At 47.1% G+C, this 25090-nt stretch carries 26 protein-coding genes; 17 read left to right on the forward strand and 9 right to left on the reverse strand.

All coding sequences use genetic code 11. The features are described from left to right. The first annotated feature begins 13 nt into the window (after window positions 1–13). Together AM231_RS06705 and AM231_RS06710 are read left to right on the forward strand one after the other, a co-directional pair. Entirely contained in the window at window positions 14–796 is a 783-nt protein-coding gene (locus AM231_RS06705; RefSeq protein ID WP_054401807.1) for a sulfite exporter TauE/SafE family protein, read from the forward strand. Between the two features lie 150 nt (window positions 797–946). Next, entirely contained in the window at window positions 947–1573 is a 627-nt protein-coding gene (locus AM231_RS06710) for a class I SAM-dependent methyltransferase (protein ID WP_054401809.1), read from the forward strand. Here the strand turns inward: AM231_RS06710 and AM231_RS06715 are convergent. Further along, entirely contained in the window at window positions 1570–2379 is an 810-nt protein-coding gene (locus AM231_RS06715) for a helix-turn-helix domain-containing protein (RefSeq protein WP_054401812.1), read from the reverse strand. The two genes, AM231_RS06710 and AM231_RS06715, sit on opposite strands and share 4 nt — an antisense overlap. A gap of 261 nt (window positions 2380–2640) precedes the next feature. On the opposite strand from AM231_RS06715, the gene AM231_RS06720 reads away from it, so the two are divergent. The 3 genes from AM231_RS06720 (at window position 2641) to AM231_RS06730 (ending at window position 6253) form a co-directional block, all read left to right on the forward strand. Next, a complete protein-coding gene (locus tag AM231_RS06720) occupies window positions 2641–4101 on the forward strand; it encodes a sulfatase family protein (protein ID WP_054401814.1) in 1461 nt (486 codons plus the stop codon). A 106-nt stretch (window positions 4102–4207) separates the two neighbouring features. Next, complete coding sequence (locus tag AM231_RS06725; RefSeq protein ID WP_054401816.1) at window positions 4208–5218, forward strand: formylglycine-generating enzyme family protein; 1011 nt, start codon at window positions 4208–4210, stop codon at window positions 5216–5218. A 33-nt stretch (window positions 5219–5251) separates the two neighbouring features. After that, window positions 5252–6253: a phosphotransferase gene (locus tag AM231_RS06730; RefSeq protein ID WP_054401818.1), complete on the forward strand. Its 1002-nt coding sequence runs from the start codon at window positions 5252–5254 to the stop codon at window positions 6251–6253. An 87-nt stretch (window positions 6254–6340) separates the two neighbouring features. Here the strand turns inward: AM231_RS06730 and AM231_RS06735 are convergent, their stop codons facing one another. Beyond that, window positions 6341–6937, reverse strand: coding sequence for a YjgB family protein (locus AM231_RS06735; RefSeq protein WP_054401820.1), 597 nt, complete (start codon window positions 6935–6937; stop codon window positions 6341–6343). Between the two features lie 322 nt (window positions 6938–7259). Here AM231_RS06735 and AM231_RS06740 point away from each other — a divergent pair, with 322 nt between their 5' ends. After that, window positions 7260–8057 (forward strand): formate/nitrite transporter family protein, encoded by a 798-nt coding sequence (locus tag AM231_RS06740; protein ID WP_053493855.1) that lies wholly within the window; start codon window positions 7260–7262, stop codon window positions 8055–8057. 109 nt (window positions 8058–8166) lie between these two features. On the opposite strand, the gene AM231_RS06745 is transcribed toward AM231_RS06740, so the two are convergent. Together AM231_RS06745 and AM231_RS06750 are read right to left on the reverse strand one after the other, a co-directional pair. After that, window positions 8167–10026 carry a UbiD family decarboxylase gene (locus tag AM231_RS06745; RefSeq protein ID WP_054401822.1) on the reverse strand — a complete coding sequence of 620 codons (1860 nt, stop codon included), beginning with the start codon at window positions 10024–10026 and terminating at the stop codon, window positions 8167–8169. A gap of 168 nt (window positions 10027–10194) precedes the next feature. Next, window positions 10195–11583 (reverse strand): TraB/GumN family protein, encoded by a 1389-nt coding sequence (locus tag AM231_RS06750; protein ID WP_054401824.1) that lies wholly within the window; start codon window positions 11581–11583, stop codon window positions 10195–10197. Window positions 11584–11802: 219 nt separating this feature from the next. Here AM231_RS06750 and AM231_RS06755 point away from each other — a divergent pair, with 219 nt between their 5' ends. Next, window positions 11803–12258, forward strand: coding sequence for a hypothetical protein (locus tag AM231_RS06755; RefSeq protein WP_054401825.1), 456 nt, complete (start codon window positions 11803–11805; stop codon window positions 12256–12258). Window positions 12259–12369: 111 nt separating this feature from the next. Here AM231_RS06755 and AM231_RS06760 read toward each other — a convergent pair whose 3' ends face one another. The 5 genes from AM231_RS06760 to AM231_RS06780 all read right to left on the reverse strand — a co-directional run bounded on the left by AM231_RS06760 (window position 12370) and on the right by AM231_RS06780 (window position 14859). Next, window positions 12370–12648 carry a YxcD family protein gene (locus tag AM231_RS06760; RefSeq protein WP_054401827.1) on the reverse strand — a complete coding sequence of 93 codons (279 nt, stop codon included), beginning with the start codon at window positions 12646–12648 and terminating at the stop codon, window positions 12370–12372. Window positions 12649–12651: 3 nt separating this feature from the next. Next, window positions 12652–13089 (reverse strand): hypothetical protein, encoded by a 438-nt coding sequence (locus AM231_RS06765; protein WP_054401829.1) that lies wholly within the window; start codon window positions 13087–13089, stop codon window positions 12652–12654. Window positions 13090–13145: 56 nt separating this feature from the next. Then, window positions 13146–13724, reverse strand: a complete 579-nt coding sequence (locus AM231_RS06770; RefSeq protein WP_053493849.1) for a PadR family transcriptional regulator — start codon at window positions 13722–13724, stop codon at window positions 13146–13148. A 198-nt stretch (window positions 13725–13922) separates the two neighbouring features. Further along, complete coding sequence (locus AM231_RS06775; RefSeq protein ID WP_054401831.1) at window positions 13923–14492, reverse strand: beta-class carbonic anhydrase; 570 nt, start codon at window positions 14490–14492, stop codon at window positions 13923–13925. A gap of 37 nt (window positions 14493–14529) precedes the next feature. Continuing rightward, window positions 14530–14859 carry an iron-sulfur cluster biosynthesis family protein gene (locus AM231_RS06780; RefSeq protein ID WP_053493847.1) on the reverse strand — a complete coding sequence of 110 codons (330 nt, stop codon included), beginning with the start codon at window positions 14857–14859 and terminating at the stop codon, window positions 14530–14532. A gap of 130 nt (window positions 14860–14989) precedes the next feature. Between AM231_RS06780 and AM231_RS06785 the strand changes: the two genes are divergently transcribed. The 10 genes from AM231_RS06785 to AM231_RS06825 all read left to right on the forward strand — a co-directional run bounded on the left by AM231_RS06785 (window position 14990) and on the right by AM231_RS06825 (window position 25089). Further along, window positions 14990–16507, forward strand: a complete 1518-nt coding sequence (locus tag AM231_RS06785) for a carboxypeptidase M32 (RefSeq protein WP_054401833.1) — start codon at window positions 14990–14992, stop codon at window positions 16505–16507. A gap of 143 nt (window positions 16508–16650) precedes the next feature. Next, the gene (locus AM231_RS28010; protein ID WP_082341552.1) at window positions 16651–17016 is read left to right on the forward strand and encodes a group II intron maturase-specific domain-containing protein; all 366 of its coding nucleotides are present in this window, start codon (window positions 16651–16653) and stop codon (window positions 17014–17016) included. Window positions 17017–17571: 555 nt separating this feature from the next. Next, window positions 17572–17775, forward strand: coding sequence for a hypothetical protein (locus AM231_RS29425; protein WP_131724720.1), 204 nt, complete (start codon window positions 17572–17574; stop codon window positions 17773–17775). A 345-nt stretch (window positions 17776–18120) separates the two neighbouring features. Continuing rightward, window positions 18121–18867 carry an ABC transporter ATP-binding protein gene (locus tag AM231_RS06790; RefSeq protein ID WP_054401834.1) on the forward strand — a complete coding sequence of 249 codons (747 nt, stop codon included), beginning with the start codon at window positions 18121–18123 and terminating at the stop codon, window positions 18865–18867. Then, entirely contained in the window at window positions 18848–20263 is a 1416-nt protein-coding gene (locus AM231_RS06795) for a hypothetical protein (RefSeq protein WP_054401836.1), read from the forward strand. Before AM231_RS06790 ends, AM231_RS06795 begins: the two co-directional genes overlap by 20 nt. A 370-nt stretch (window positions 20264–20633) precedes the next feature. Continuing rightward, window positions 20634–21032, forward strand: coding sequence for a hypothetical protein (locus tag AM231_RS29430; protein ID WP_054401841.1), 399 nt, complete (start codon window positions 20634–20636; stop codon window positions 21030–21032). Window positions 21033–21181: 149 nt separating this feature from the next. After that, on the forward strand, window positions 21182–21886 hold the full coding sequence (locus AM231_RS06810) for a DUF5819 family protein (RefSeq protein ID WP_131724722.1): 705 nt from the start codon (window positions 21182–21184) through the stop codon (window positions 21884–21886). Continuing rightward, entirely contained in the window at window positions 21883–22815 is a 933-nt protein-coding gene (locus AM231_RS06815) for an HTTM domain-containing protein (protein WP_054401846.1), read from the forward strand. The genes AM231_RS06810 and AM231_RS06815 overlap by 4 nt, the downstream gene beginning before the upstream one ends. 20 nt (window positions 22816–22835) lie before the next feature. Then, window positions 22836–23303, forward strand: a complete 468-nt coding sequence (locus AM231_RS06820; RefSeq protein ID WP_054401849.1) for a thiol-disulfide oxidoreductase DCC family protein — start codon at window positions 22836–22838, stop codon at window positions 23301–23303. A 781-nt stretch (window positions 23304–24084) separates the two neighbouring features. Then, window positions 24085–25089 carry an ABC transporter substrate-binding protein gene (locus AM231_RS06825; RefSeq protein ID WP_054401852.1) on the forward strand — a complete coding sequence of 335 codons (1005 nt, stop codon included), beginning with the start codon at window positions 24085–24087 and terminating at the stop codon, window positions 25087–25089. Window position 25090 lies beyond the last annotated feature (1 nt).

The following is a 25090-nucleotide window of genomic DNA, read 5'->3' on the forward strand; positions in this document are numbered from 1 at the left end:
AGGGGGCAGCACGATGGAACTTAATCTAACCTTCATCATTACCATATTTTTGATTGGATTCATTGGTTCATATATTTCAGGCATGGTCGGCATTGGCGGCTCGATTATCAAATATCCGCTGCTGCTGTATATCCCGCCACTTTTTGGTCTGGCGGCATTTTCGGCACATGAAGTGTCGGGCATAAGTGCAGTACAGGTATTCTTTGCCACAATCGGCGGTGTTTGGGCATACCGCAAGGGCGGATATCTGAATAAATCACTCATACTTTATATGGGTTCAGCCATATTGATCGGCAGTTTTATCGGAGGCTTCGGCTCCAAAATGATGAGTGAAGGCGGCATCAATCTAATCTATGGCATATTGGCGCTTATTGCAGCCATCATGATGTTCATTCCGAACAAAGGGGTTGACGATATTCCGCTGAATCAGGTCAAGTTCAACAAGTGGCTGGCTGCCGGGCTGGCTTTACTGGTCGGGATCGGAGCAGGGATCGTGGGTGCGGCGGGTGCTTTTCTGCTCGTACCGATCATGCTGGTTGTACTGAAAATACCGACCCGAATGACGATCGCCACCTCACTGGCAGTTACCTTCATCTCATCCATCGGTTCGACCGTGGGCAAGTTGACAACGGGGCAGGTGGATTATGTCCCCGCCCTTATCATGGTTGTTGCCAGTCTGATCGCTTCTCCTCTTGGAGCGGCGGCAGGCAAAAAGATGAACACCAAGGTCCTGCAGATCATATTGGCTGTCTTGATCCTAGCAACGGCCGTTAAAATTTGGCTTGACATGCTATGATCCAACTTGGAAACCTGTTTTCATATATGGTATTAATCTGCAACGATGAGACAGGAATGGTAAGATGGTGGAAGCATTGCTTTTTCTATCTGGACCACACAATAACAAGGAATCATCATCTTGGAATCTTGGAAAAGGGGTGTTCAAACGATGAATTCATGGAATGAACGGTTTCGGCGTGAGGATTATGTATACGGAACGAACCCGAATGTATTCATAGCCGATATGCATAAGAAGTTAAAATTAACAGGTGAAGCCTTGGCTATCGCAGAGGGAGAGGGACGGAATGCGGTTTTTCTGGCTCGGGAAGGCATGAATGTCACTGTATGGGATTATGCGGAATCCGGATTGGAGAAAGCCAACAGGTTGGCCAGAACAAACGACGTCCAGCTAAAGACTGAGCTTGTAGACCTTGAGGAAGCAGGTTGGGCTGAGAATCAGTGGGATGAAATTGTTTGTGTGTTTGGACACTTTCCCAAAGAACTGAGAATGAAGACGTTAAAAGGCGTTAAAGCAGCGGTAAAGCCAGGCGGGTATTTCCTGTCCGAAGTGTATTCCCCTTACCAGATCCCTTATCGAAGCGGGGGGCCGCAAGATCAGCAATTTCTATACACACCTGAGGAGTTCCTCGAGCTATTTACAGATTGGCGGATTGTTCATTTTTTCATGGGCGAGGTCTTTCGCCAGGAAGGCGAGGGACATCAAGGCTTGTCTCATGTCATTCAGTTCGCAGGACAAAAGCCAGCCGATTTAATGAAACAAAGCGAGCAGGGTTAAGTGAACAGCATGGATACATCGGACTGATCTCCCTGATGCACGTAGTCTGTCGGAGATAGCCCGGTGTATTTTTTAAACATCCGATAAAAATAGGAAGTGTCGTAGTAACCCAAATAATGGGCGATATGAGTGATGTTCATGTCCGACTGAAGGAGCAGGCTGCAAGCTTCATGCACACGCAGCTGATGCATGTACCGAATCGGAGAATGACCGTACACCTCCTTAAAGAGAGCGGCAGTATAGTTGGAAGAACGCTGGATTAACTTAGCCAATCGATCGATTTCAATCGGTTCACGGTAATGCTCGAGCAGATAGGATTTGATGGTGTCGGCATATTTACGTTTGCTGGGTGTCAGTTCGGTTTTCTCGAGTTCACGGGCCAGCATACCGATGAGCTCCTGGAGAATGCCTAGACAGATCATGTTACGGTAGCTTTTGCCGCCCCGCATTTCCTCGTATAAACGCTCACAGCGATGATAGGCATATTGAATATGGGACAGGTTGAATTTCAAACATTGACCCGCGTCCAGAAAGGGAATGCCTGTGCCTGTGGTGCCCTGATCATCCAGAGTAAAGAGAATAGTATGCTTCTGATGTGGAACACCATTCCAATTGCCGCCGCTTCGCTGAGCCGCCTGAGGGATAAAGAGCACGTCTTCTTTCTCGGCAATGATTTCTTCCCCGTTGATTTCGTACCTCACCTTACCTTCTCTTACCACCACAAGGACATTGTAGGCAAGCGTCTCAAGCTGTGTCCGCCAATTCGGTATGTAATCATCAAAGTTCACGCTCATCAATTGGATCATGATCGAACACCTCGCAGTGGTTTTATACCTACAGCCTATCATATTCATGGCTCATTTGAGTAGGAGTACATTCATTTCTATGATCTTGCTGGTTCGAATCGGAGTGGAATCGTACATAAAAATAACGAAATGTACATCGACTCTGCAAGGATTGCGGCCTATAATTTCAATCAAATGTAGTAATATGCAAACGCTGACATGCGCCGACATGTCCTCAAGACTTGGCAAGTGAAACCGAAAAAAGGAAGGAAATGATTGAATATGAGAGTGTTATTGCTGGATTTGGATTCAACCAGACCGGATCATCTAGGCTGCTACGGCTATCATCGAAATACTTCACCCAATATTGACCAAATCGCTGCTGAAGGCGTACGATTTGACAATTACTATACCTCTGATGCTCCTTGTTTTCCTTCAAGAACCGCGTTAATGACCGGCAAGTTCGGTATTCATAACGGCGTCGTAGGCCATGGCGGCACGGCTGCCGATGTGCGGCATGAGGGCATAACCCGTGACTTCCACGACAAGCTGGCTTCGGAGAGTTTTCCAGCGATTTTCCGCCGGGCGGGGATGAAGACTGCGCTCATCAGTCCGTTCGGAGAACGTCATTCGGCATGGACCTTCTACGCAGGTTTTAATGAAATGTACAATACAGGCAAGGGCGGCATGGAATCAGCAGAAGAAGTCTCACCTGTCGTTCTGGATTGGCTGGAGCGTAACGCAGAGGAAGACAACTGGATGCTGTACGTGAACTTCTGGGATCCGCATACACCTTATCGGGCACCTCAAACGCTAGGAAATCCATTCGAATCTGATCCTCTCCCGGATTGGATTACGGAAGAGGTACTGCAGGAGCATCAGAAGAAGGTTGGCCCGCATGGAGCGAATGAGATTAACATGTATAATAGTAATACATCCCCCGATTATCCGCGGCATCCCGGTGAGATTCGATCGATGGAGGATTTGCGGACGATGGTGGACGGCTATGATTGCGGCATCCGGCATATGGATGAGCATATAGGGGCTATCTTCGACTTGCTTAGGAGCAAGGGTGTGATGGATGATCTGGTGATCATTATTACGGCTGATCATGGCGAGAATATGGGGGAGCTCGGGATCTATGGAGAACACGCAACAGCGGATCAAGGCACTTGTCGCATTCCGATGATTATCCGTGGGCCCGGCATAAAGAAGGGAGCAGCGGATCGCGAGCTGCATTATCATTTGGATCTGCTGCCTACTATGGCGGAATATATGAATGTTGCTCCGGTTTCAAGCTGGGATGGAATCAGTTATTCGGAAACCTTGCAAAGCGGTAAAGGCAGCGGACGGGATTATTTGGTGGTATCCCAATGTGCCCATGTCTGTCAGCGAAGTGTACGATTTGGAGATTGGCTCTACATTCGGACGTATCATGACGGCTATCACTTGTTCGATAAAGAAATGCTGTTTCATATCACCGAGGATAGTCACGAACAGCATAATCAGGCGTCTCAAAGACCAGATCTTTGCAGGGAGGCCGTCTACCTGCTGAATGAGTGGCATGATCAGATGATGTCAACGATGCCGTTTGATGTGGATCCATTATGGACGGTCATGAAGGAAGGCGGGCCTTACCATGCTAAAGGTAATCTGCCACAATATATCGAGCGTTTAAAGAAGACGGGCCGGGGTGAAGCAGTTCCGGAATTAATGCGTCGCCATCCTCGGGAGTTCGTATAGTGGATCATCATTTCGTATAATAGAAAATGAGAACAACAATTAAAGCAGGATAACCGCTACATAGCGGTTGTCCTGTTCTCTGTATCAAGCATAGGAGGAACCGAGTATGGGAGAACAACATTCTTGTTGCGCTGGCGCGAGGGCAAGCGTGAAATTGGGAGAAGCCGAACAGAGGGAACCCCATGACAATGAAAGAAAAGGCTCAGATCATAAGCAGCCGCAACAACCGCCAACGGATCTCCATCTGAATATGATCGCTATCCCTGGAGGTACGTTTACGATGGGCACGAATTCGCAAGAGGGCTTTGCACGTGACGGGGAGGGGCCTGCTCGCAGTGTGAACATTTCCGGATTTGAAATTTCACCGTATGCTGTTACGAATGGACAGTTTGGGCGATTTGTGGAATCAACCGGATATGTTACGGAGGCGGAACGCTTCGGCTGGTCATTTGTGTTTGATCTGTTGGCTTCAGAGGAGACTAAAGCTAATGTAAAGCAGGTCCCACAAGAAGTGCCTTGGTGGCTGGTGGTGGAAGGCGCATACTGGGCTGCCCCGGAGGGAGCGGATTCAAATATCGAGACCCGGATGGATCATCCAGTCGTACATATATCGTGGAATGATGCTGCAGCATACTGCCAATGGGCAGGTATGCGGCTTCCCACGGAAGCGGAATGGGAATATGCGGCGCGCGGAGGTTTGGAGGGCAAGACCTACCCTTGGGGCGATCTGTTGAAGCAGGACGGGGAGCATCAGTGCAATATTTGGCAGGGCAAGTTTCCGGTTAAAAACAACGCAAGCGACGGATATGTCGGTACCGCGCCAGTGGATGCCTATAAACCGAATGGTTACGGACTGTATAATATGTCGGGCAATGTATGGGAATGGTGCAGCGATTGGTTCAGCCCTTCTTATCATCAACAGACCTCAGCGAACAATCCTTTTTATGACAAGCCCAGCGGTGGAAGGTCGATGCGCGGCGGCTCCTACTTGTGCCACAGATCCTACTGCAACCGATATCGAGTCGCAGCGCGCAGCGGGAATACACCCGACAGCTCAACGGGAAATTGTGGTTTCCGTGTCGTGAGGGATAAAGCAATGATGATATCTTCGGACTAGCATTAGAAATGAGAAGGTCAGAGAGGTACAGACATGATTCAGCAGCTGCTGCAAGCTTATTGGCCAGACTGGACTGGAGATACCGTGGAAGGTCCTTCAGGCTGGAATAATACGACCCGCTTTATTTATAACTCTCAGCGTCGCTCGGTCATGCGCATTTACAATACACATCGTGACAAATCGAGGATCGAATTCGAGTTTGCGGTTTTGGATTCACTGCAGTCAATGTCTTTGAGCTTTAAGATTCCCACACCTATTCCGGCCACGCTTGGCGAGAAGGCGGTTCAGATTCAGGATGGAAGCGATCGTTACGCTTGCCTATTCGCATATATAGAGGGAGCGCGTCCAGAAGAAGACGACATTCAAGCAGCATACTCCTTTGGAGAGAAGACGGGAGAATTGGTTCATGCCCTTGCGAAATGTTCGGTCGAAGAGGAACCAGTGTATCCGCCTTATTTCGAGCTGCTTCAGTCCTATCCTTCATGCAGTAAGGCGTTCATCTTGGATTTCTGCAAGCAACCGCCCATTGAATTTCAAGAGCAACGTGCTGCTCTCCTTACACTGCAAGAAGCATACATCGATATATGCAGCAGGCTGGATTCTATCAAAAGTTTGCCACAGCAGCTCGTTCACGGCGACCTGAACTTTTCGAACCTGCTTGTGGATTCGGAGAACATGAATACGGTCACCGCTCTCCTTGATTTTGAATTTTGCACGCGAGACGTTAGGGCAATGGAGCCGGCGGTGGTCATATCGGGATTTTTGGGGATTCGGGATGAGAGGGAAGCCATACGGCAGTTCTGCGAAGGATTTGCGAGCACTGTGCGATTGAGCAAAGAAGAGATTATTGCGATTCCAGTGCTTATGCGATTGCGGTTGGTTGATGTTTTTTTGCATTTTTTTAGCAGGTATCGGGAAGGGACCGACGAGTTTCATATATTAAAGGAACAAGTGAATATGCTGGCTAATGGATTTAAGAGTTTGGAACAAAGCCAAGAGTGGATGGAGGATTTGTTGTTTCAAACGTTATTGTAAGTTTAAAAGCCCGGTTTCTCATGGAAACCGGGCGTGGTGCATTTTTCTTATAAATTGTCACTCGGGAGAAATGGCGAAATCCAAGCGTTATTTTTTAAGTAGATTAATATGATCCAGGTCCGTGCTGCTGTTAAAGATGAACTCTAATTTGTAATTTCCACGATTGTACGTGAGCTTCGTTTGCTTGGTTTTTCCATTGTTGAATGTGGTGGTAGCATCCGGAGCGAACCAGTTCTGCTTCAGCATTTTCATCGTAATGCCGCCGATGTTCGTCTGTCTTTCCACATTGGTGCCAAAATAACGCATTTCGCGTATTTTATTCAACTTATACGAGAAAGCGTAGCCCGGATTCCCCATATTGGCTCCGTATACGTCGAAGGCATCAGCATCCTTGCCGGGCATCGGAGGCTCGCCAATGGCTTTATATACGTCCTGCTTTGAGCTCTTGCCGATCGTTAAACCGCTGACGGCACCAGGGAATTGTCCTTTTAATGCGGGTTTATAGAAGCTGTTGAGCGTCTTGAGTGCGTGCTCGGAAGCATAATTGTCGGCACTTGCCGCCGTAGTGGCTTCAGCCTGCTGTAATGGAGAAACAGCATGATTTACACCGACAGAACTAAGGCTGACGATGCTTGCCGCTGATAAGGTGACGATTGCATATTTGACTGGTTGTATTAGGTTCATGTTGCATCCTCTCCTTCATAGCATCAATTACCACATGCGCAACATATTAAACAGTTGCGCAAGCTTATCTTTCCATTATTCCATGATAAATGAAGCTGAAGGGCAAAGGGTTACGATTCTATGAAAATGACATTGCAGATTTGATATTTGGATAAGAGTCCTTGTGTTCTGCTAAAACTAGAAGTCCCATGCGTTCTGAATATGAAGAATCCGCTCATGTACATTTACTTCATCAGAAAAATGGGGTAAGGGTTCATAAGATGATATGAATTATTGGAAAAATCGTGTAATCTATATAGGACCGATTTCTTCAGGAGGAACTATGGAAACCGAATCCTTACTCAAAGTGGAGCAGCTTGCTCTCAAAAAACACAAAATATTCAAACAAAGCCAGCTGCGTTACATCGCCCGTTCCATGCTCGCCAGCATGTTTATCGGCTTCGGTGTTATTGTTGCTTTCAAGACAGGCAACTTCTTTTATCTGGAGCATTCTCCGCTAACCTACCCGATGGCTGCCATCACGTTTGGCGCGGCGATCATTCTGATCGCGTATGGGGGAGGGGACTTATTTACCGGAAATACGTTTTACTACACGTATGCTGCTCTTCGCAAGAAATTAAGGTGGCTGGAGGTCGTCAAGCTTTGGATTTTCAGCTACATCGGGAATATCTTAGGGGCATGCGCGTTTGCATTGTTAATTTTCTTAACGGGACTATTTATGGATTCTTCCGTAAACGGATTTCTGCTTGATGTCGTTGAACACAAGATGACCACACCAACCTTACAGCTATTTTTTAGAGCGATTCTCTGTAACTGGCTTGTATGCCTAGCCTTCTTCATTCCGATGTCCTTAAAGGGCGATGGAGCCAAAATGTTTGCGATGATGCTGTTTGTCTTCTGCTTTTTCATCTCCGGATACGAGCATAGCATTGCAAATATGTGCACATTCGCCATTGCACTGGTCTTGAATCATCCAGGCACGATTTCTTTTGAAGGCGTACTGCATAATCTGATACCAGTAACGATAGGAAATTTGATTGGCGGTGTGCTGCTCATGGGTTTTATGTATTATTTCGTGAACAAACCATTTCTGGATGCCAAGGAATCGCCAGATGAATAAGACAGTTGGAACAATCAAAATATGAACAAAAGGGGCTGATCCATAGTCAATACGACTAAGGACCAGCCCTTTTTCATTACACAATTGCTACTGGATTCTCTATTGAATATTACACCCCAGCTGCCATGGGTTTTTTACTGATTTGGATTCGATTTAAGCTGCCCCCGTCCGCAAACAAGCGCTTGATATTACTCTCTACCTCGGTGTCCGGAATTAACGGCGGAGCTTGGTGCGGTTTCGTTCGTGCATCGATAATGACCGTATCACAGCCCCAGTGTTTGTGCTGATAGCGGCTGTTCACGCCGTGGATATCATGGGAAGGGTTGCTGCGCGTAAAGGTCGCCCAGAGAAAATTATTCACATTCTCACTCATGAACTCACTGTCATCGCACAGGATGATCATCGGACAGGAAGGGAGCGAACCCCGCTCACGAATCGCATCGCTAAGCCTTGACATTTCCTGCTCCACTTCGGAATAACTCGTGAAAGGAGCCCCCTGGATGGCGACAATGCCGGGCATGATCCATCGTGCTGGCGAATGGCCAGGCAGATCATTCAGGAGTGCGGGAACCTCTTGGCATAATTCTCTTTGTTTATCACCAACCGCTGCGAATACTACCTTGCTGCCGGTATTGAGACCGGTACCAGAATAATCGAGGGTATCAATTGTTGTGTTCGTCTGGAAGTGGATGTCCCTGCGCAGATCAATACGCTCCAGGATATAGGTCATAAACTCTTCGATGCGATGTGTGCTTAGAGGCTGCTTCTCTTCAGCCGCAATAAACAGGTATTTGGCTAAACTCAGCTGGCCTGTACCCAATATCCGATTGGAAATCGTGAGAAGCTCTGCCGGCTGTTTCACTTGTTGGTAGGGGGTGTACCGTTCGCTGCCAATCGCCAAGAGCAAGGGGTGTACACCCGCTGCATCAACCGCATGAACTTCTTTCACGCCCGGAATTTCCTGCCGGATCGCCCCGCCGGTCAGTTCGTGAATCAATTCGCCGAAGGAAGTGTCTTCCTGCGGAGGCCTTCCCACGACCGTAAATGGATAGATCGCATTCTGCTTGGCATAGACCTTATGCACACGCATAACAGGAAATGGGTGAACAAGGCTGTAATAACCGAGATGATCGCCAAAAGGCCCTTCGGGCTTGGTTTCCCCGGGGTAAATCTCGCCTGTAATGACGAAATCTGCATCATGGCTAATGCAATAACCGTCAACATAGCTGTAACGGAAATGACGTCCGGAGAGCAAACCGGCAAAAGTAAGCTCGCTCATGCCTTCCGGAAGCGGCATAACCGCTGAAATCGTATGTGCAGGAGGCCCTCCGATAAAACAACTTACCTTCAGCGGCTGTCCCAGTTTAGTTGCCTTCGCCTGATGGATCCCAATACCCCGGTGTATTTGATAATGAATGCCGACTTCTCGGTTTATATCGTATTCATTGCCTGTAAGCTGTACCCGATACATGCCCAGGTTGGAGTTCATGATACCGGGTTTTTCTGGATCTTCCGAGTATACTTGAGGCAGGGTAACGAAAGCCCCACCGTCGTCCTTCCAGTGTTTAATCAGCGGCAGATCGGTAATCTGGATTTCCTGAAAGCCGGGCGGGAGGCCTGTTTTTTTGATGGGGAGTGCCGATTTGGCTGCAAGTCCCGCTCCAAGATGCTTGAATGGTTGTTTTAACGCCTTCATCGGATTATTGCGGATAGCGATGACGTCCTGAGTGGACTCAAAGGTATCCCGAAATATGAATTTGCTGCGTTCGATTGTGCCGAACAGGTTGGATACTGCCCGGAATTTTGAACCCTTAACCTTCTCGAATAACAGAGCCGGACCGCCCGCTTCATAGACTTTCATATGTATAGCTGCCATTTCGAGATGAGGATCAACCTCTTCATGGACTCGTATTAAATGACCGTTTTTCTCCAGATCCACGATACATTCTTCCAGATTATGATATTTCATTGCTTGGCTCCAATCCCTTAAGATAGTGAACGTATCCTACTATTATCGGCAATCTCAGAGCGAAGGTCAATGATACCTGGTATAGCCGCTGCAGGGATGCTCGCTTATTATATAGTAATCGCCTTGTTCCCAGATGATGAAGGAACAAGGCGATGATAGACATGCCTATTATTTTTCTACTAACAGGACATCGTAGCCTTTTTCCTTTAATAGATCGACTACCATGCCCTCCACAACATAATGCGCTGCACCTACAACGACGAAGGAAGTGTGGGTTCCGTCTTTCTCCAGCAACTCGGCCAGTTTGATCGCCATATTCTTGTCTCTTTCTCCAATCAGACGCTGGTTTGTGTCACCTTCCGTAAACGCACCTTCAGCGGCAAGTGTTTTCTTCAGGCCCTCTGCATCGCCTTTAATCCAATATTGCTGCATTTGTTTCAGGTTATTGGCGATGTTCTTACTTCCGGTTTCTGACAGGAGTACATCCAGAATTTCCTCCAGTTCCTGCACTTGAGTGTCAACTGGCACGTCAGCGAACAGATCTGCTTGGAGTTTGATGCTCTCAAGCTCATGGATCGGTTTGCCTGTCAGCATGGCGCTGAGCAGGAAGTGTTGGTCGATTCCGGTCGCCATGGCCAAACCGCTGTCCGTCGGATCTTCAATATACCCAAGTGTAGTTAGGGTGTTCGATATGCCAAATGGTTTGTAGCTGTCGAACGTATTCGCTGGTATTTCCATCTTTTTCAGCAGACGTTGGAGCTTTTCGTAAGTGGCTGCCGGAATATGATCTTGCAGCTTGGTGCCGTCACTGTATACCATTTGGTTCTGGAAATACGTCATATCTCCGTTTACGATATCCACCTCGACCCACAGATCGTCTGAGGCTGCAAATGCATCACGTATGCTTTTATGCATCGGGTACATATCGGTAATGCCTAAATGAACCGAACCGAGCAAATACAGGGTGTTGTTGTTATGAGTTACTTTCCACAGCAGGCCTTCTGCTCCACCACCGGCCGTATCGTATGTATATTCGACCAATCTACTGGCCATTACAGCTGCTTGTTCCACTGTAGCAGGCTGATCCAGCTGAAGGCCCGTTTTCGTTCCTTTTACGATGCCTTTTTGCTGCATGTATTCAACCGCTTCAACCCCCGTGTTTCCAAAAGCTTCAGGTAGCTCGTAATGGGAGATTAGTTGAAATAAGGCAGTAATGAGTGTTTCCCTGTTAATGACTTCTCCTACGGGCAGGGAGGGGGTACCGGACTTCTTCTTAAGACCAAGCTGGTCCAGTTTGTTCTCCGTCGTATCCAACAGGGACTCGAACTTGGCTTCTGTAATGGATTGTCTGAAGGTCCCGTCATAGTACCAATCCATCGGATAAATACCGTATTTCTCGCCTTCGTTCAGTGTGGCCACAGACCAAGGGCTGATATCGGGTACGGCTCCTGGAGTATCGGCATAAAGTTGCGGGATTTGGCCCAACAGAATGGTCAAACTCAGCGCACCTGCACCTACCCAGCGCTTAATTCTGCTCCAGCGTTTATGTTGCTGCATGAATCGTGCTCCTCTCGAATCTATTTCGTATATGGTAGATAAAGACGCCATATTACTAGATTATACCATGAGATGAACATGTTCTGAAAAAGATGCATTAGTGAATGCCAAACGTCGAAGCAGTATACACATGTGTATGCGCAGATATCTCTGTCGCAGGGGGATGACGTTACATGAGTGACATCCAGTTATTGAGATGATAAAAGGGGGGAACATGCTTTGTTACATCCGGTGAGTCTGTTCATACCATTAATGATCCTGCTGCCTAATTTACTATTTTTCATATATCCACCCCGAAATATGTCCAGTCAGCCCAGCAGCAGTATTATCTTCACTGCGGCTGAAGGGATCGGGCGAATAGGAGTCATGATTGTTCCTATATTCTATGTGATGCATGTAGAGCAAGGGTATGAGATCATGTCAATGATCATCATGATGTTGTCGCTCTTGCTCTATTATGGATGCTGGTGTAGATATTATTGGGGCAGAAGGGAGTATCGCCTGTTATTTCAATCGTTTCTGGGCATCCCGGTGCCGCTGGCGATCAGTCCGGTGATTTATTCCTTGGCAGCCTCGGTGGTTTTGCATTCCGTCTTCTTGTTGATAATCAGCATCGTATTTGCAGCTGGCCATATTCCGAACAGCCTGAAGGAATGGAGGAGGATTAAGCAATAGCTTTAAGCTGTAATACACGTTCTGTTACCATCAAATGCGATTTAGCGAGAGCAAATACAAAAAAGCAGCCCTTTCGCGTGTTGGCGAAAGGGCTGCTTCTTGTATATATGCTTATTGCTGAACAACAGCAATAATTTCGTCTTCCAGCTCAAGTCTTACCTGCTCGCTGTAGGCACGGATATCGTACTCGGAGTGCAGGTAGCGGAGTATCGCCTCAATAAGGTTTGCCTCGATCAAGTATTGTGTTCTTCCATTGACCCATACTTCAGCAGTATATCCGGTTTCTTCGTCCCAGCTGAGTTCAAGCGATACATCGGTCGGTTTAACGCCCCTGCGCTCCGCCTGATGAAGACAGACCGCATTGATGATTTCATCCATGCTTAAAATCATAGATTAGTACCGATTTTGATGATCGTCACGACGCTCGTTTTGTTGACGACGGTTTCTAACGGCACGTACAATGGCCATAACGATCATAATCAATGCCCAGATGGCGATCAGGTTAATGACCAAGCCCATGATTTCGCCCATGAAGCCCATGCCTGCAAACATGCTGCCGAAGAGCAAGCCAGCGAGTCCGCCGATCATGAGACCTTTCATCAAGCTGCCGCCGCTAAAGAATCCCCGCTTTGCTGTATTGCCTGCTGCTCCTGTCGTATTGGAGCGATTGTTCGATTGTTGAACATTGTTGGTATTCTTTTTCGGTGTGCTGTTGTATGTCTTGGTCCCGGATTTAAAACCTCCTCCGCCTCTTCTGGCATCTACGGAATCAGGTGTCAGCGCTACAAAGAAGAGTGTAATCGCCACGAGAATAGTCAGTACTTTTTTCATTGTGTTCTGTCGAACCTCCCAGTAAATTTAGAGTATAAAAAAGTAATACGGACGGGTCACGATAAGGTTTCAAACTTTGTTCGTCCATGGTCAGAGTTTGTTATGCTTTGCTGCTGTCTCAGCAATTCCAGTACCCAATCGCACCATTTCAGCTCGGTTTCAGCCATCAATAACCCCTTGGTAGCGAGTATATAATTGCTGAAAGCCTTGCTTCCAATCTGGCGGGTATCCTCCGGGATCCCCTCTAAAATCTGTTCATAATAGCGCTGTTTCTCCAAATAACCAATTCTGCGATCCTCGAAAATATCAATGGCAATGCCGGTCTCTGTCAGCCACAGGCAAAAGGTGCGCAGAGAAAGCTCATCCTTCGTAACTGCGGGCGCGATCGGCTGGTACATCCATTCACGCAGCTTCTGCATGCCTTTTTCCGTAATCGCATAAATTTTCTTATCCGGTTTGTCGCTTTGCTGGACCCAGTGCGAGGACAACAGATGTTTCTCTTCCATTCTGGACAGCAGAGGATAGATTTGACTATGTTTGGCCTGCCAAAATGGCTGAATTCGAAGCATCAAATCATATCCCGATGATTCTTTTCTTGCTAGTAATCCTAACAAGCCGTATGACAACGTATTCATGGACATAGCTCCCTTTGAAACGCATATCGTGGACTGCAGGGGAGTAAATCCGCCCACGGGTCCGTTGTTAAAAAGTGTACACTGAAACTGTATGGTTTGACAACCGGGAGAGAGGGGAATCTCTCTGCATTTGGTAAAATTGTGACTAAAAAAGCACAAACGCAGGAGCGTTTGTGCTTCGATTTGACTTCAGCTGTTTTATTCGTTCTCGTATCCTTCTACGACCAGATCAAGCGCCCCGGTGGTAGGGTCGATGACCATGCCGTGAACGGGTACATTTGGCGGAAGAAGAGGATGGTTTTTGATCAGATCAACTGTGTTTTTGACGCCTTCTGTAATGTTATCGAATCCGCGGAGCCATTTGGACAAGCGGATGCCGGAGTTTTCCAGTGTGGACAGAACTTCATCCGAGATGCCGCGGTCTCTCATATGCTGAATCATTACCTCGGCATTCAGGGAAGCCATGCCGCATTCGTAGTGACCTACAACGATAACTTCTTCAGCCTGGAGTTCGTACAGTGCAACCATGACACTGCGCATAACACTACCGAATGGCTGGGAAATAATAGCACCTGCGTTTTTAATGATTTTGACATCGCCATTCTTGAAATTCATCGCTTTAGGGAGCAGTTCCACCAAGCGTGTGTCCATACAAGTAATAATAACAAGTTTCTTCTCTGGGAAGGCACTAGTCAGATATGATTCATATTCTTTGTTCTCTACAAAAGTACGGTTGTGCTCCAAAATATTATTCAGGTGTTTTTCCATTGATATACTCTCCTTTGTATCGGTTGTTTGGCCTTGCTTAAGCTCGGTCATCACTAATTTGGATATGATTTCCATAACTCTGTCCACTACTGTCAAGGCTGAAAGAGTAGGCTTCTGGATCGGCATCCAGCCTCATGGTGTCCTCGAAAAAAACGGCCTGCCGGCGGTTTACGACAAACGGTACAGAGCTGCCCGTCTCGACGGCGAGATCCTCGGTCGTCGGCTCATCTACAATACGCAGGCCTGGGACTCCGTTAACGGCACATCCGCATCCCTCCGTGTCATAGATCAGCCTGATTGACCCTGGCCTGTCACCGAGTTTGTTTTTCAGCTTCAGCTCTGCTTGTGGTGTGAGTTGAATCTTCACGGCATCCTGACACTCCTTTATATGTAGTTTGTTATTTATTCTTTCTGGAAGTTGATTATATACCTTGTAAAAAGTATCATCAATAGAGTAAAGAAAATCCCATAATATATTAAAAAGAAGGTGTACCAATATGGCAGTTCAACATTTACAGGAATGGGAACAATTTGATCGATTGGTTCGCAAAATTATGAGCTACTATGAAGCGATTGGCCTGCTGCATTGGGATTTGCGCACAGGAGCACCTCGGAAGGGCGTGGAAATCCGTTCCGAAACGATCGGGGTTCTGTCCACTGAAGCTTTTAAACTGCAAATTTCGGAAGAGATGGGAGGGCTATTGTCCTTTTTCGCCGAGCCGGGAAATACCGAGCAGCTGACTGAGCGCCAGCGCCGCATGATCGCAGAGATGCGTAAGACATATGATCAGAGCAAGTCTATTCCGCCCGAACGCTTCCAAGAATATTCCATTCTCGCCGCCCAATCGGAGACCAAGTGGGAAGAGGCAAAGAAGAATAGCGATTTTGAAAGTTTCGAGCCTTACTTAACGAAAATTGTAGCATTTAAACAAGAATTTATTGATTATTGGGGCGTGAAGGATACCCGGTACGACACCCTCCTTGACATGTTTGAGCCGGATTTAACCGTGAAAAAGGTGGATGCCATCTTCGAACGCCTGAAAGCGCGCCTGGTACCGCTTGTTCATGCAATCCAGGAGTCGTCCTTCAAGCCGGAAACGGGATTCCTTGATCAACTGTTCCCGAAAGAACAGCAGGAGAAATTCAGTCTGTTCCTGTTGGAGCAAATGGGCTACGATTTTGAGGCTGGGCGACTGGATGAGAGTGTTCATCCATTTGCAACGGGCCTGAATCCGGGAGATGTTCGGATTACAACCATGTACCTCCAGGATGATGTGCTGAGCGCGGTATTCAGTTCCCTGCATGAGGGGGGCCATGCCCTGTATGAGCAGAACATCGATAAAGAACTTGCCGGCACACCGCTCTCTGGCGGTACTTCAATGGGGATCCATGAGTCTCAATCCCGTCTATGGGAGAACATGATTGGGCGCAGCCGTCCGTTCTGGAGCCGTTATTTCACGGATCTGCAGCGGCATTTCCTTGACCAATTGAAGGATGTGGACGCTGAGGCGTTCTACCAGGCAGCAAATAAGGTGGAAAATTCCCTGATTCGCATTGAAGCGGATGAGTTGACTTACAACCTGCATATCATCATTCGTTATGAGATTGAGAAGATGCTCTTTAACGAAGGATTGGCTGTAAAGGATCTGCCGGAAACATGGAATGCCAAGTATCAAGAATACCTTGGCATTATGCCGCCGAACGACGGGATGGGCGTTCTGCAGGACGTTCACTGGTCCGGCGGCGATTTCGGATACTTCGCTTCGTATTCCCTTGGTAACATGTATGCGGCCCAGATGCTTCATACTATGCGTAAACAGCTGCCTAACCTTGATCAGCTCATTGAAGAGGGGAACCTGGCTCCGATAAAGGAATGGTTGACGGAACAGGTGTATAAATACGGTAAAAGTGAGAAGCCATCTGAGATCATCGAACGTGTCACCGGGGAGGAACTGAATCCTGACTATTTGGCGGATTATCTGGAAGAGAAATATAAAGAGATTTACAAACTGTAATTACCACTATAAACGACAAACGCAGCACAAGTGGCTGCGTTTTTTTGTAGTAGGACTGTCGCAGTTTTAGCGAGCAATTCAACAATCCATGAAAAGCAGCGGTTTACGTTACTTCGTGTAAACACGAACTGAGAGCTTGAAGGATGTTTTCCAGTGGGTGTAAGTCCCTCTCCAGGTATGACCGCAAAGGAGAGCATCTCGAAATCAAGTTTGTCTTTCTGGGGTACACCTCTCAGCCAAGACGCTTGAATAATCGGAGAGGGAATTCTTCATCAACTTTATGCCAAACGATAAGAGGATGGATTAACTATTACGGTCATTTCTATAAGTCGCAACTATATCTTACTACGCCATATCACATGAATTCGCTTGTCGTGTGGGCTCGGCGGAAGTACAAGAAGCTGGAGAGACATAAGACGCGGGCCATTCAGTGGTTGGGACGGCTTGCGAAGAAAGTTCCGGAACTGTTTGCACATTGGCGATTAGGAATATTGCCTGCGGCTGGATAATAACAACCGGATGATCCGAGAGGTTCACGTCTGGTTCTGAGAGGGCCAGAGGGTGCAATTTCCCTCGGGTTATTCACCTTTTCTTATTTGCGAAAATAGAAGAATAAATCCGGAAGCAGCTGAAGTTACCCGGAAACACTGAAAGAACTGGGACCGGAAGTCCCGATGGAGAAAACGAAAACAGTTAACTTCAAAAAGGAAGACTTCGACTTTTTAAGTTTCACGCTTTAACATTGGCGAGAGCGCAAGAAAGATGGAAAGCCGTACCTCATTGCGAAACCCAAAGAGGCGATGTGGGAAGACTTCAAGGTGAAGGAAGGTTAAAGCTAAAACACGGAAAACACTAAGGTTGAATAAGAAAGCATGTCTTGAACGTGTCAATCCGATTATTCGTGGGAAGATAAACTATTTCCTGAATCTGTACTAAGCCATAGAGGAAAACAACGATATGGGCAAGAGAGTCGTTGTTTCTTTAATGTATGCAAAACCCAGCTCTTTGATATGGATGGGTATGTCAGACGACGACTGCGAGTCGCCATGATCCATAGCCCTTCGATGAAAACAAAATGGAACAACGAATTCTTTGCCCGAATCGGTCGGGTCCCCGCGTTTTGGTTATGTTACAAGGTGCAGTACGGGTACACGCTTGACGATTACATCGACTACATGAAGAACAGGCAGAGAACAAAACAAGCCCGAAGTGAGCAGAAAGCAAAAGAACGGGGACAAGCGTATTACACGCCCGGACCGCGTACGTAAAATGCAATGTGCATAACGTTTAGAGTCATTTTGATTTTAAGTTGAAACACGTTGGTGATTCGTATGCTTAGTAGGGCACGTGCGGTTCGATATGGAACCAGTTAGTGAGTGTTTCCCCCTACTTTATTCTTTTTTTAGCTTCACAAGTAGGGGCATTTACATTCACATCCCACTGGATGAACGCAAAACAGAAATAGCCAGTGAATATGAATAGCTTATTGACAGAAAAAAAGATTATATATATAATTTTGGTAAAATATAGTTTTAAATTAAATAAAATTCTTAAAAATACATAATGTGTAAAAAATGATATGAATCCATGTAATTCACACAAGCGGGGTGGAGATGATTGCAACGAATACATTAAAGCTACTGGAGCTTGATAAGATTACGAAAGCTTTTGGAGATTATTCCGTCATATCCGAATTGAATACGGCGGTAAAGCCGGGTGAAAGGGTAGGGCTCATCGGACCCAACGGTGCGGGGAAAAGTACCCTGCTGAAAATCATAGCCGGAATTATTCCCAAGGACTCCGGCGAACTGCGGATCGAGGACCAACTGGTACAGAAAAAAAACAACGAATTTGCCAAATCAAGAGTAGCCTATCTTCCAGATGAACCTCCTCTTTACGATTTATTGAATGCCAATGAATATTTGGAATATACGGCTGCTCTTTGGAGAATTCCAATCGAATCTGTAGAAGCGAAAATAAAGGAATTGATGAAGCGATATCAGATGACGGATGTCTCCAGCCTGTGGATTAAGAACTATTCCAAAGGAATGAGGCAAAAGCTAGGCCTGATATCGGTCCTCTTCCGCGGCTCTCCTCTGCTGCTTCTGGATGAGCCGTTCACTGCGCTGGATACCGATGCCGTGGATACGACGATTCAATATCTTCAGGATCGGGCTTTAGTGCATGGATCGATGATCGTGAGCCATGATTTGGATCTACTTGAGCAGGTTGTCGACCGGGCGATTGTCCTGAATAAAGGCCGGATTATAGCCGAATTTCCGTCATGCATAAATCTCAAAGAGCAGTACGAGAACGCCAAAAGGAGGTTTCAACTGGAAGATGTCTCAGTCCAGAATTAAGCACTTCTTGTTGCCGTTCCTGCTGGAGTGGAGGCAGCTGTGGAGAAGCGACTTGGGTAGCCCCGGATGGAGCCGGTGGAGGAATTGGATATATGCTTTGTATATCGTCGTCCTCCTGGCCGTAGCCACGTACCGTCTGCTGACATCATCGTATGTTCCGGATGCCCGCGGCGTATTGTCTTTGGGATTCATCACCACGTTATTTTTATGGTCATCCTTTAAATCCATATCCTTCATTCAAAATCACTCGAATGTCTTTATCATTTCGATGGCACCTTACTCCAAATATCTGCACCTTCTTTTGAAGATCAGTGCCCATTGGCTGTATCACAGCGCTTTGTTCTTGCTATTGCTGTCTCCTACGCTGCTTAATATGATTTTCGGCGGTCATCCGCAAATAGTAGTTTCATATGCCCTTTTATGGATTGTTGCCCTCTGGACAATTAGCCTATCGTGGATTCTGATGTCCCTGATCGTGTATCAATGGGGGGCGGATGTGGCACGTTTTTTCCTGAAAATTATGTCTTTCTTTCTCTCCATTGGCGCTACAGCAGAGATTGTCTTCTATCCTCATGAGATCGAGCAAATTTTCCAATCTTGGATGAATGAACTGCAATCATTGCTGCCGAGCCTGGGCTTTTTCCTGGGTTCAGGCGTTGTTTTGCTGATGGCGGTATGGACTGCGAGTGGTTTGTTGACCAGAAGGAAAGCATCGCTGAAAAATAACGGTGGTGGAGCTGCAGAAATGAAGATGATGGGCTTTTCCGCATTGCTGATGAAAGAATATCGATTATTGTTGCGGCTTATACGCAAGATTGCCTTGTTCACGCTGTTTAATTATGCGCTCTCCTTCGGCATTGTCTGGGTGCTGTTCCGCATGGTCCATCCCAATGAGCTGTACTTTTATGTAAGCCTCATGATGTTTATCTTTGCGGTGTACATTGCAGGTCCCAGCAATATGCTGTCCGCTTGCGAGGAACAAGCTGTCAAGATATTACGGACCAGTCCCACCTCGATCAAAAGGGTCATCATGGCGAAAACCATTGCTGTTTACTCCATTCTGGGCCCTGTCTCTTTGGTTGCTGGCGGCATCATTTTAAGAATAAATCAGAAAGACCCGATTCAGCTCTATCTCATCATCGGGGCAGGTATTTGCATAGGCATAGTTTCGGTCTGGACCGGGGCCATAGAAACGTTTATCCATCTGTTCGGCTTCGGATTTCCCAAAATGATGGCGATCTCCATGCCGAGTCTTGTCGGATCCGCGCTGTTAGTAATTACCACCTATTTTATGGGGGGAATGAACACCGTTGCGATTGCGCTACTGCTGTTATGCGTTCTTGCCATCTATAGCTATTCCATATTGACGGGTTTGCGCTTGTTGAGACGTGCCTGACAAATGTATTTCATTTCAAGGGGGAAGAGTTATGCCTAAAAATAAGTCGAATTCATGGATCAAATTTTTAGCTATACTATCGCTTCTGACACTCGTGAATATTTCCGGTCATCAGAATCCGTTCCAAACTTTTTTTTCTTTTTTTGTATTTTTCATCTTTTGGAATCATAGCCATGTATGGCTGCACAGAGCTTCGTATTTGGGCTTTGTAGGATTTCTGGGTTTCATGGGTTATATACTAAATTTTTGAAAAAAATAAAAAAGTTGTAATTAAATGATTTTTATGTATAATTTATACAGGGCGTCAAACGGTCCGATATCCATCATCAAGACCGCCCTTTCTGATTCATGTATGAAAGGAGGTGATGTTTTGTTGAAATGGAATCGTATCACGAAGACTTTGGTCGGCACTGCATTTGTTGCTTCGCTGATCTTTGTCTCGACGAACCAGCAAGCGCTTGCAGTGGCAGTCTCTCCATCTATGGTTGAACCTGCTAAAGCGGGCGAAGTTCAGCCAATGTGGTGGACAGCTGCAGGGGCGGCTGCTGCTGGCGGAGCGGGGGCGGGCGCTGTAACTGGAGCTGCAGCAGGCGCTGGCGGATTGTCTTGGTCTCTGCCCGGCACGCTTGCCGGAGCAGGCGCAGGCGCCGCGTCAGGCGCTGCAGTGGGCGCGGTAGCCGGCTTTGTTGGCTACGCCGCTTCATCCTTGTTTGGCTCAGCGATGGAACCGTCCATCGAATCCATACCTGATATAGTATTTGATCATTAAAAATCCATAATCTCTTAAGAACGTCATCAGCATCCCTGATTTGGTTTTGGACAAACCCCGGGATGCTGATGGCTGTTTAACGCCAATTTTTGCGAGGGAGGAGGAGAAACGCTGGGGATTTTTCAAGAAGAGCGTTTCGTAAAGGTAACATGAAACGTAAAGCTATGTCTCGGGTTGTGCTTTGCTCCATGTTAGCCGTTTCCGCTTATATTTTCATCAGTCATTTTTTTCTGATCTTTCTGTATCTTTCTCCTGCCAATCCGGTCAAGGCAGCCATGAATCCGGTTATTCATCAGTACACGCAAGATTTATGGGCGCAAAACTGGTCGCTTTTTGCCCCGGAACCTTTACATAATAACACAGCCTTATTGGTTAAATGCAAGGATGACGCGAGCAAGGAATCCCAGTGGTATAACATTAACGCAGGTATGCTGGATTCGCTGCATAACGAGCCTCTGGGACCGTTTGTGAGGCTGTCGCGTATGCATTTGACCGCAATTCGCTATTACCAAGGCTTTTCGGATCCAACCTCGGAGCTATTCCGGCAAAAAATATGCGGTTCCGATCCCGATAACACCGTTTGCAAGAGAGATGACGCAAGTTCCAAGACAACCAAGCAAATGGGCACCAAAATGCTAAAACGCCTCGGGTCTGTAGCATGTACGCAATTAACGAAAAGTAACAAACTACAGGATGTTAAGTTTAGAGTCCTGTTTGCTTCAGTAAAGCCTTACTCTGAACGAATGAATCAGCAATGGAAACCTGAGATTTCAGGATTCGAAACCGAATGGTTGAAGTTTGAACAAGTAGCTCCACTTCCTTTTAAACTGACATCGGAGGAACCTGCGACATGAAGATCATATCATGGATTGATAAAGCCATTGACTTCATGTCCATCCCGCGTCATCAGGTCGGCATGAAGCTGGTCAGAATCCTCGTCGGGATCATCATGCTGTACATTTATTCCGTCAACTATGGCCAGCGTTTTTTTTTGTTTGGACCCGAAGGCATTTTTCCCGACTCCAATTTATTCAGTCTTTTTCATGTTGACAGTCCCCTGGTTTTTAACATTCTCTATCATGTTGCCATTCTGGCGGCATTGTGCTTTACGATCGGATGGGGCGGAAGAATCATTGTTCTTGTCAATTTTCTGTTTTTCTGGTCATGGACTTCCGTTTCGCTCTTGATCGGCGACGGTGGAGACAACCTGCTCCGGGTCATGTTTCCTTATCTAATCTTTACGGATCTGTTAGGCAAGCTGGATCGTAAGCCGGGGACGCTGTGGAAGAAGGCTCTAGGCATTTTGCATAATTTTGGGTGGATGGCTGTCATTCTGCAGCTTTGTTACGTATATTTCACGGCTGGGCTGATGAAAATCCAGGGAGGTATGTGGCAGGATGGCACTGCGCTGTATTATATCCTTCAGGTTGATGAGTTTCGAAATCCTCTTTTTTCGTCGATCATTGTCAATCATCCGTGGATCTCGGTTGCGGGCTCGTACGTGACGATCTTTTTCCAAATCGCGTTTCCGTTCCTAATCCTTTACGGGCGCGTAAAACCTTTTGTGATTGCCGTGTCGATCATGTTCCACTTGGGAATTTGGGTGTTCATGAATCTGCCTTCGTTCTCGCTTGTGATGATAGCCTTCGAGCTTCCGCTGCTTTCCGATGCCTTTTATCACAAAGCCTTCGGGATGATCCGTTACAGATGGAGTCAACTCAAGGGTAAGCGTTTTGTCTTGTCTACAGATAAAAAACAGACCGTCAACAATGAAGTATCCTAATATGGATGGAGAGGATTGCGATGCCATATGAACCGAATACAGCCGATCAGGTACAGGGCAATCAGCTTTTTGTTTTTTATGACAACTGGTGTCCGCTGTGTGCTCGCACGATGCGTTTCTACCGGAAGTGGGATTGGTTCAAGCGCATAAATTTTATGCCGGCCAGGGAGGGAGAAATCCTTGAGCAATTTCAAGTGAATCAGGAACAAGCGCTGAAACGAATGGTTGCCATAAAATACAGCAAGAAAAAGAATAGCGGAAAGACTGCGGACACGGCAAAGCGTCCGGAGATGTTGCTGTTTGAGGGTATTGACACCATCTACCATATGAGCCGGCAAATACCCATACTATGGGTGCTCGTTCCGTTTTTGTATGTGTCCCGCATCCTTGGGATTGGTACATGCATATACGACTGGATCGCAAGCAGCAGGAAGATCATTCCGATCGGCCAATGCGAAGGCGATGTTTGCCTAATCCCTAAGAGATGAAAAAGGTGTTCATGCCAACCGAGCAGCGAAATGGTGTTGAAATACATCGGCGGCATCCGTATACCAGTGGCTGCTCTAACGCCATAACTTCATTGAACTAAAACGCGGCGAAACCATAGCCGTTGCGTTCCGCATTCATCCGCATGATTACTGTCTGTACTTCGAGTGCTAATCCGAGATACACGAGAGGCTGCCCCGATATGGGGCAGTTTTTTGTGCGCTTGACAGCGCGACGACTAAGGAGTGAAAGTGTCCAGAATACCACGAGGTGGCGGAAATGCATAGTCGACATGGCAGTGAGTAGTCCGAGAGGATGCGTGCGGAGGGCTTGGAAATATGAGGTGATTGAATAAAGTCTATGCCGCGGCTGTAACGTATTGGCGTAATGTGCTGAGTAGGCGAAGTCAAAAGAGATATGTGACGTGGGAAGAATACCCCCGCATTCGAATGTTATTTCCACTTAAGCAACCGAAAATCTTCATTCCCTACAAACGATTGAAGGCTTAAGCTATACTGTGAAGCAATTTCTGAAGAGCCCGGTGCGGGAAATCCGCACGCCGGGTTCTGTGGGGGTACGGGCCACCAGTTGGATGGCCCTCCAATAAAATTTCAGCTATCCACTCTACGAATTTGTCTTGAATCGAGGTTTATATTATTTCATTCCCTGCATCCATAATGCCACTGAACATCCGCCAGCATACTCTGTCAGGCGTTTAACCTTAGGGCAGGCGTGTGCATATGCTGAAATGGAACATGGGTTTAATGGAATGGAGGGATACGGATGAAACGTCAAAAATGGTGGGGGCTGGCTTTGTCGATGCTCCTCGTATACGGGGCAGTACTTACCGGGTGCAGTGGTGGCGGCTCTTCTACAAAGGTCCGGATTGGCGAAGTGACACGTTCGATCTTTTATGCGCCGCAGTACGTCGCACTAGAGAAGGGTTTTTTCAAGGAAGAGGGTCTGAATGTTGAGCTGCAGACGACGCCTGGCGGAGATAAAACGATGACCGCTCTGCTGTCGGGAGCTATCGATGTGGCACTTGTTGGATCGGAGACATCCATTTATGTGTACCAGCAGGGCTCGGAGGATCCGGTTATTAACTTCGGGCAGGTGACGCAGACGGACGGCACGTTCCTGATGGCCAGGGACGGGGCGAGTGCTTTCGACTGGAATCAGCTGAAGGGTAAAGTGTTTCTCGGACAGCGCAAGGGCGGTATGCCGCAGATGGCAGGCGAGTTCACATTGAAGAAAAATGGGATCGACCCACAGGCGGATTTGGAATTGATACAGAACATCGATTTTGCCAATATCGCTTCCGCTTATGCTTCCGGCACGGGTGAGTTCGTGCAGTTGTTTGAGCCTCAAGCTTCGATTTTTGAAAAAGAAGGACGGGGCAAGGTTGTTGCATCCTTTGGTGTGGAAAGCGGGCATCTGCCGTACACCGTCTTCATGACGAAACAGAGTTATATCGATAAACATGATGCAACCGTGCAGAAGTTTACGAATGCGCTCTACAAGGCACAACAATGGGTGGAGTCAAGCAGCCCGGAGGATATCGCCGATGCGATCATGCCGTATTTTAAAGACAGCGACCGGGAGATCGTTGTGTCTTCTGTCAAACGTTACAAGGAGCAAGGCAGCTATGCAACCGATCCGATCGTGGATGAAGCGGAGTGGAACAATTTGCTGGACGTGATGGATCAAGCCGGAGAATTGAAGGAACGGGTGACGCCAGGCACGATCGTTAACAACAGCTTTGCCGAGAAAGCGAAGCAGGCAAAATAAT

It is taken from the genome of Paenibacillus solani (genome assembly GCF_001277345.1).
Taxonomy (GTDB): domain Bacteria; phylum Bacillota; class Bacilli; order Paenibacillales; family Paenibacillaceae; genus Paenibacillus_AQ; species Paenibacillus_AQ solani.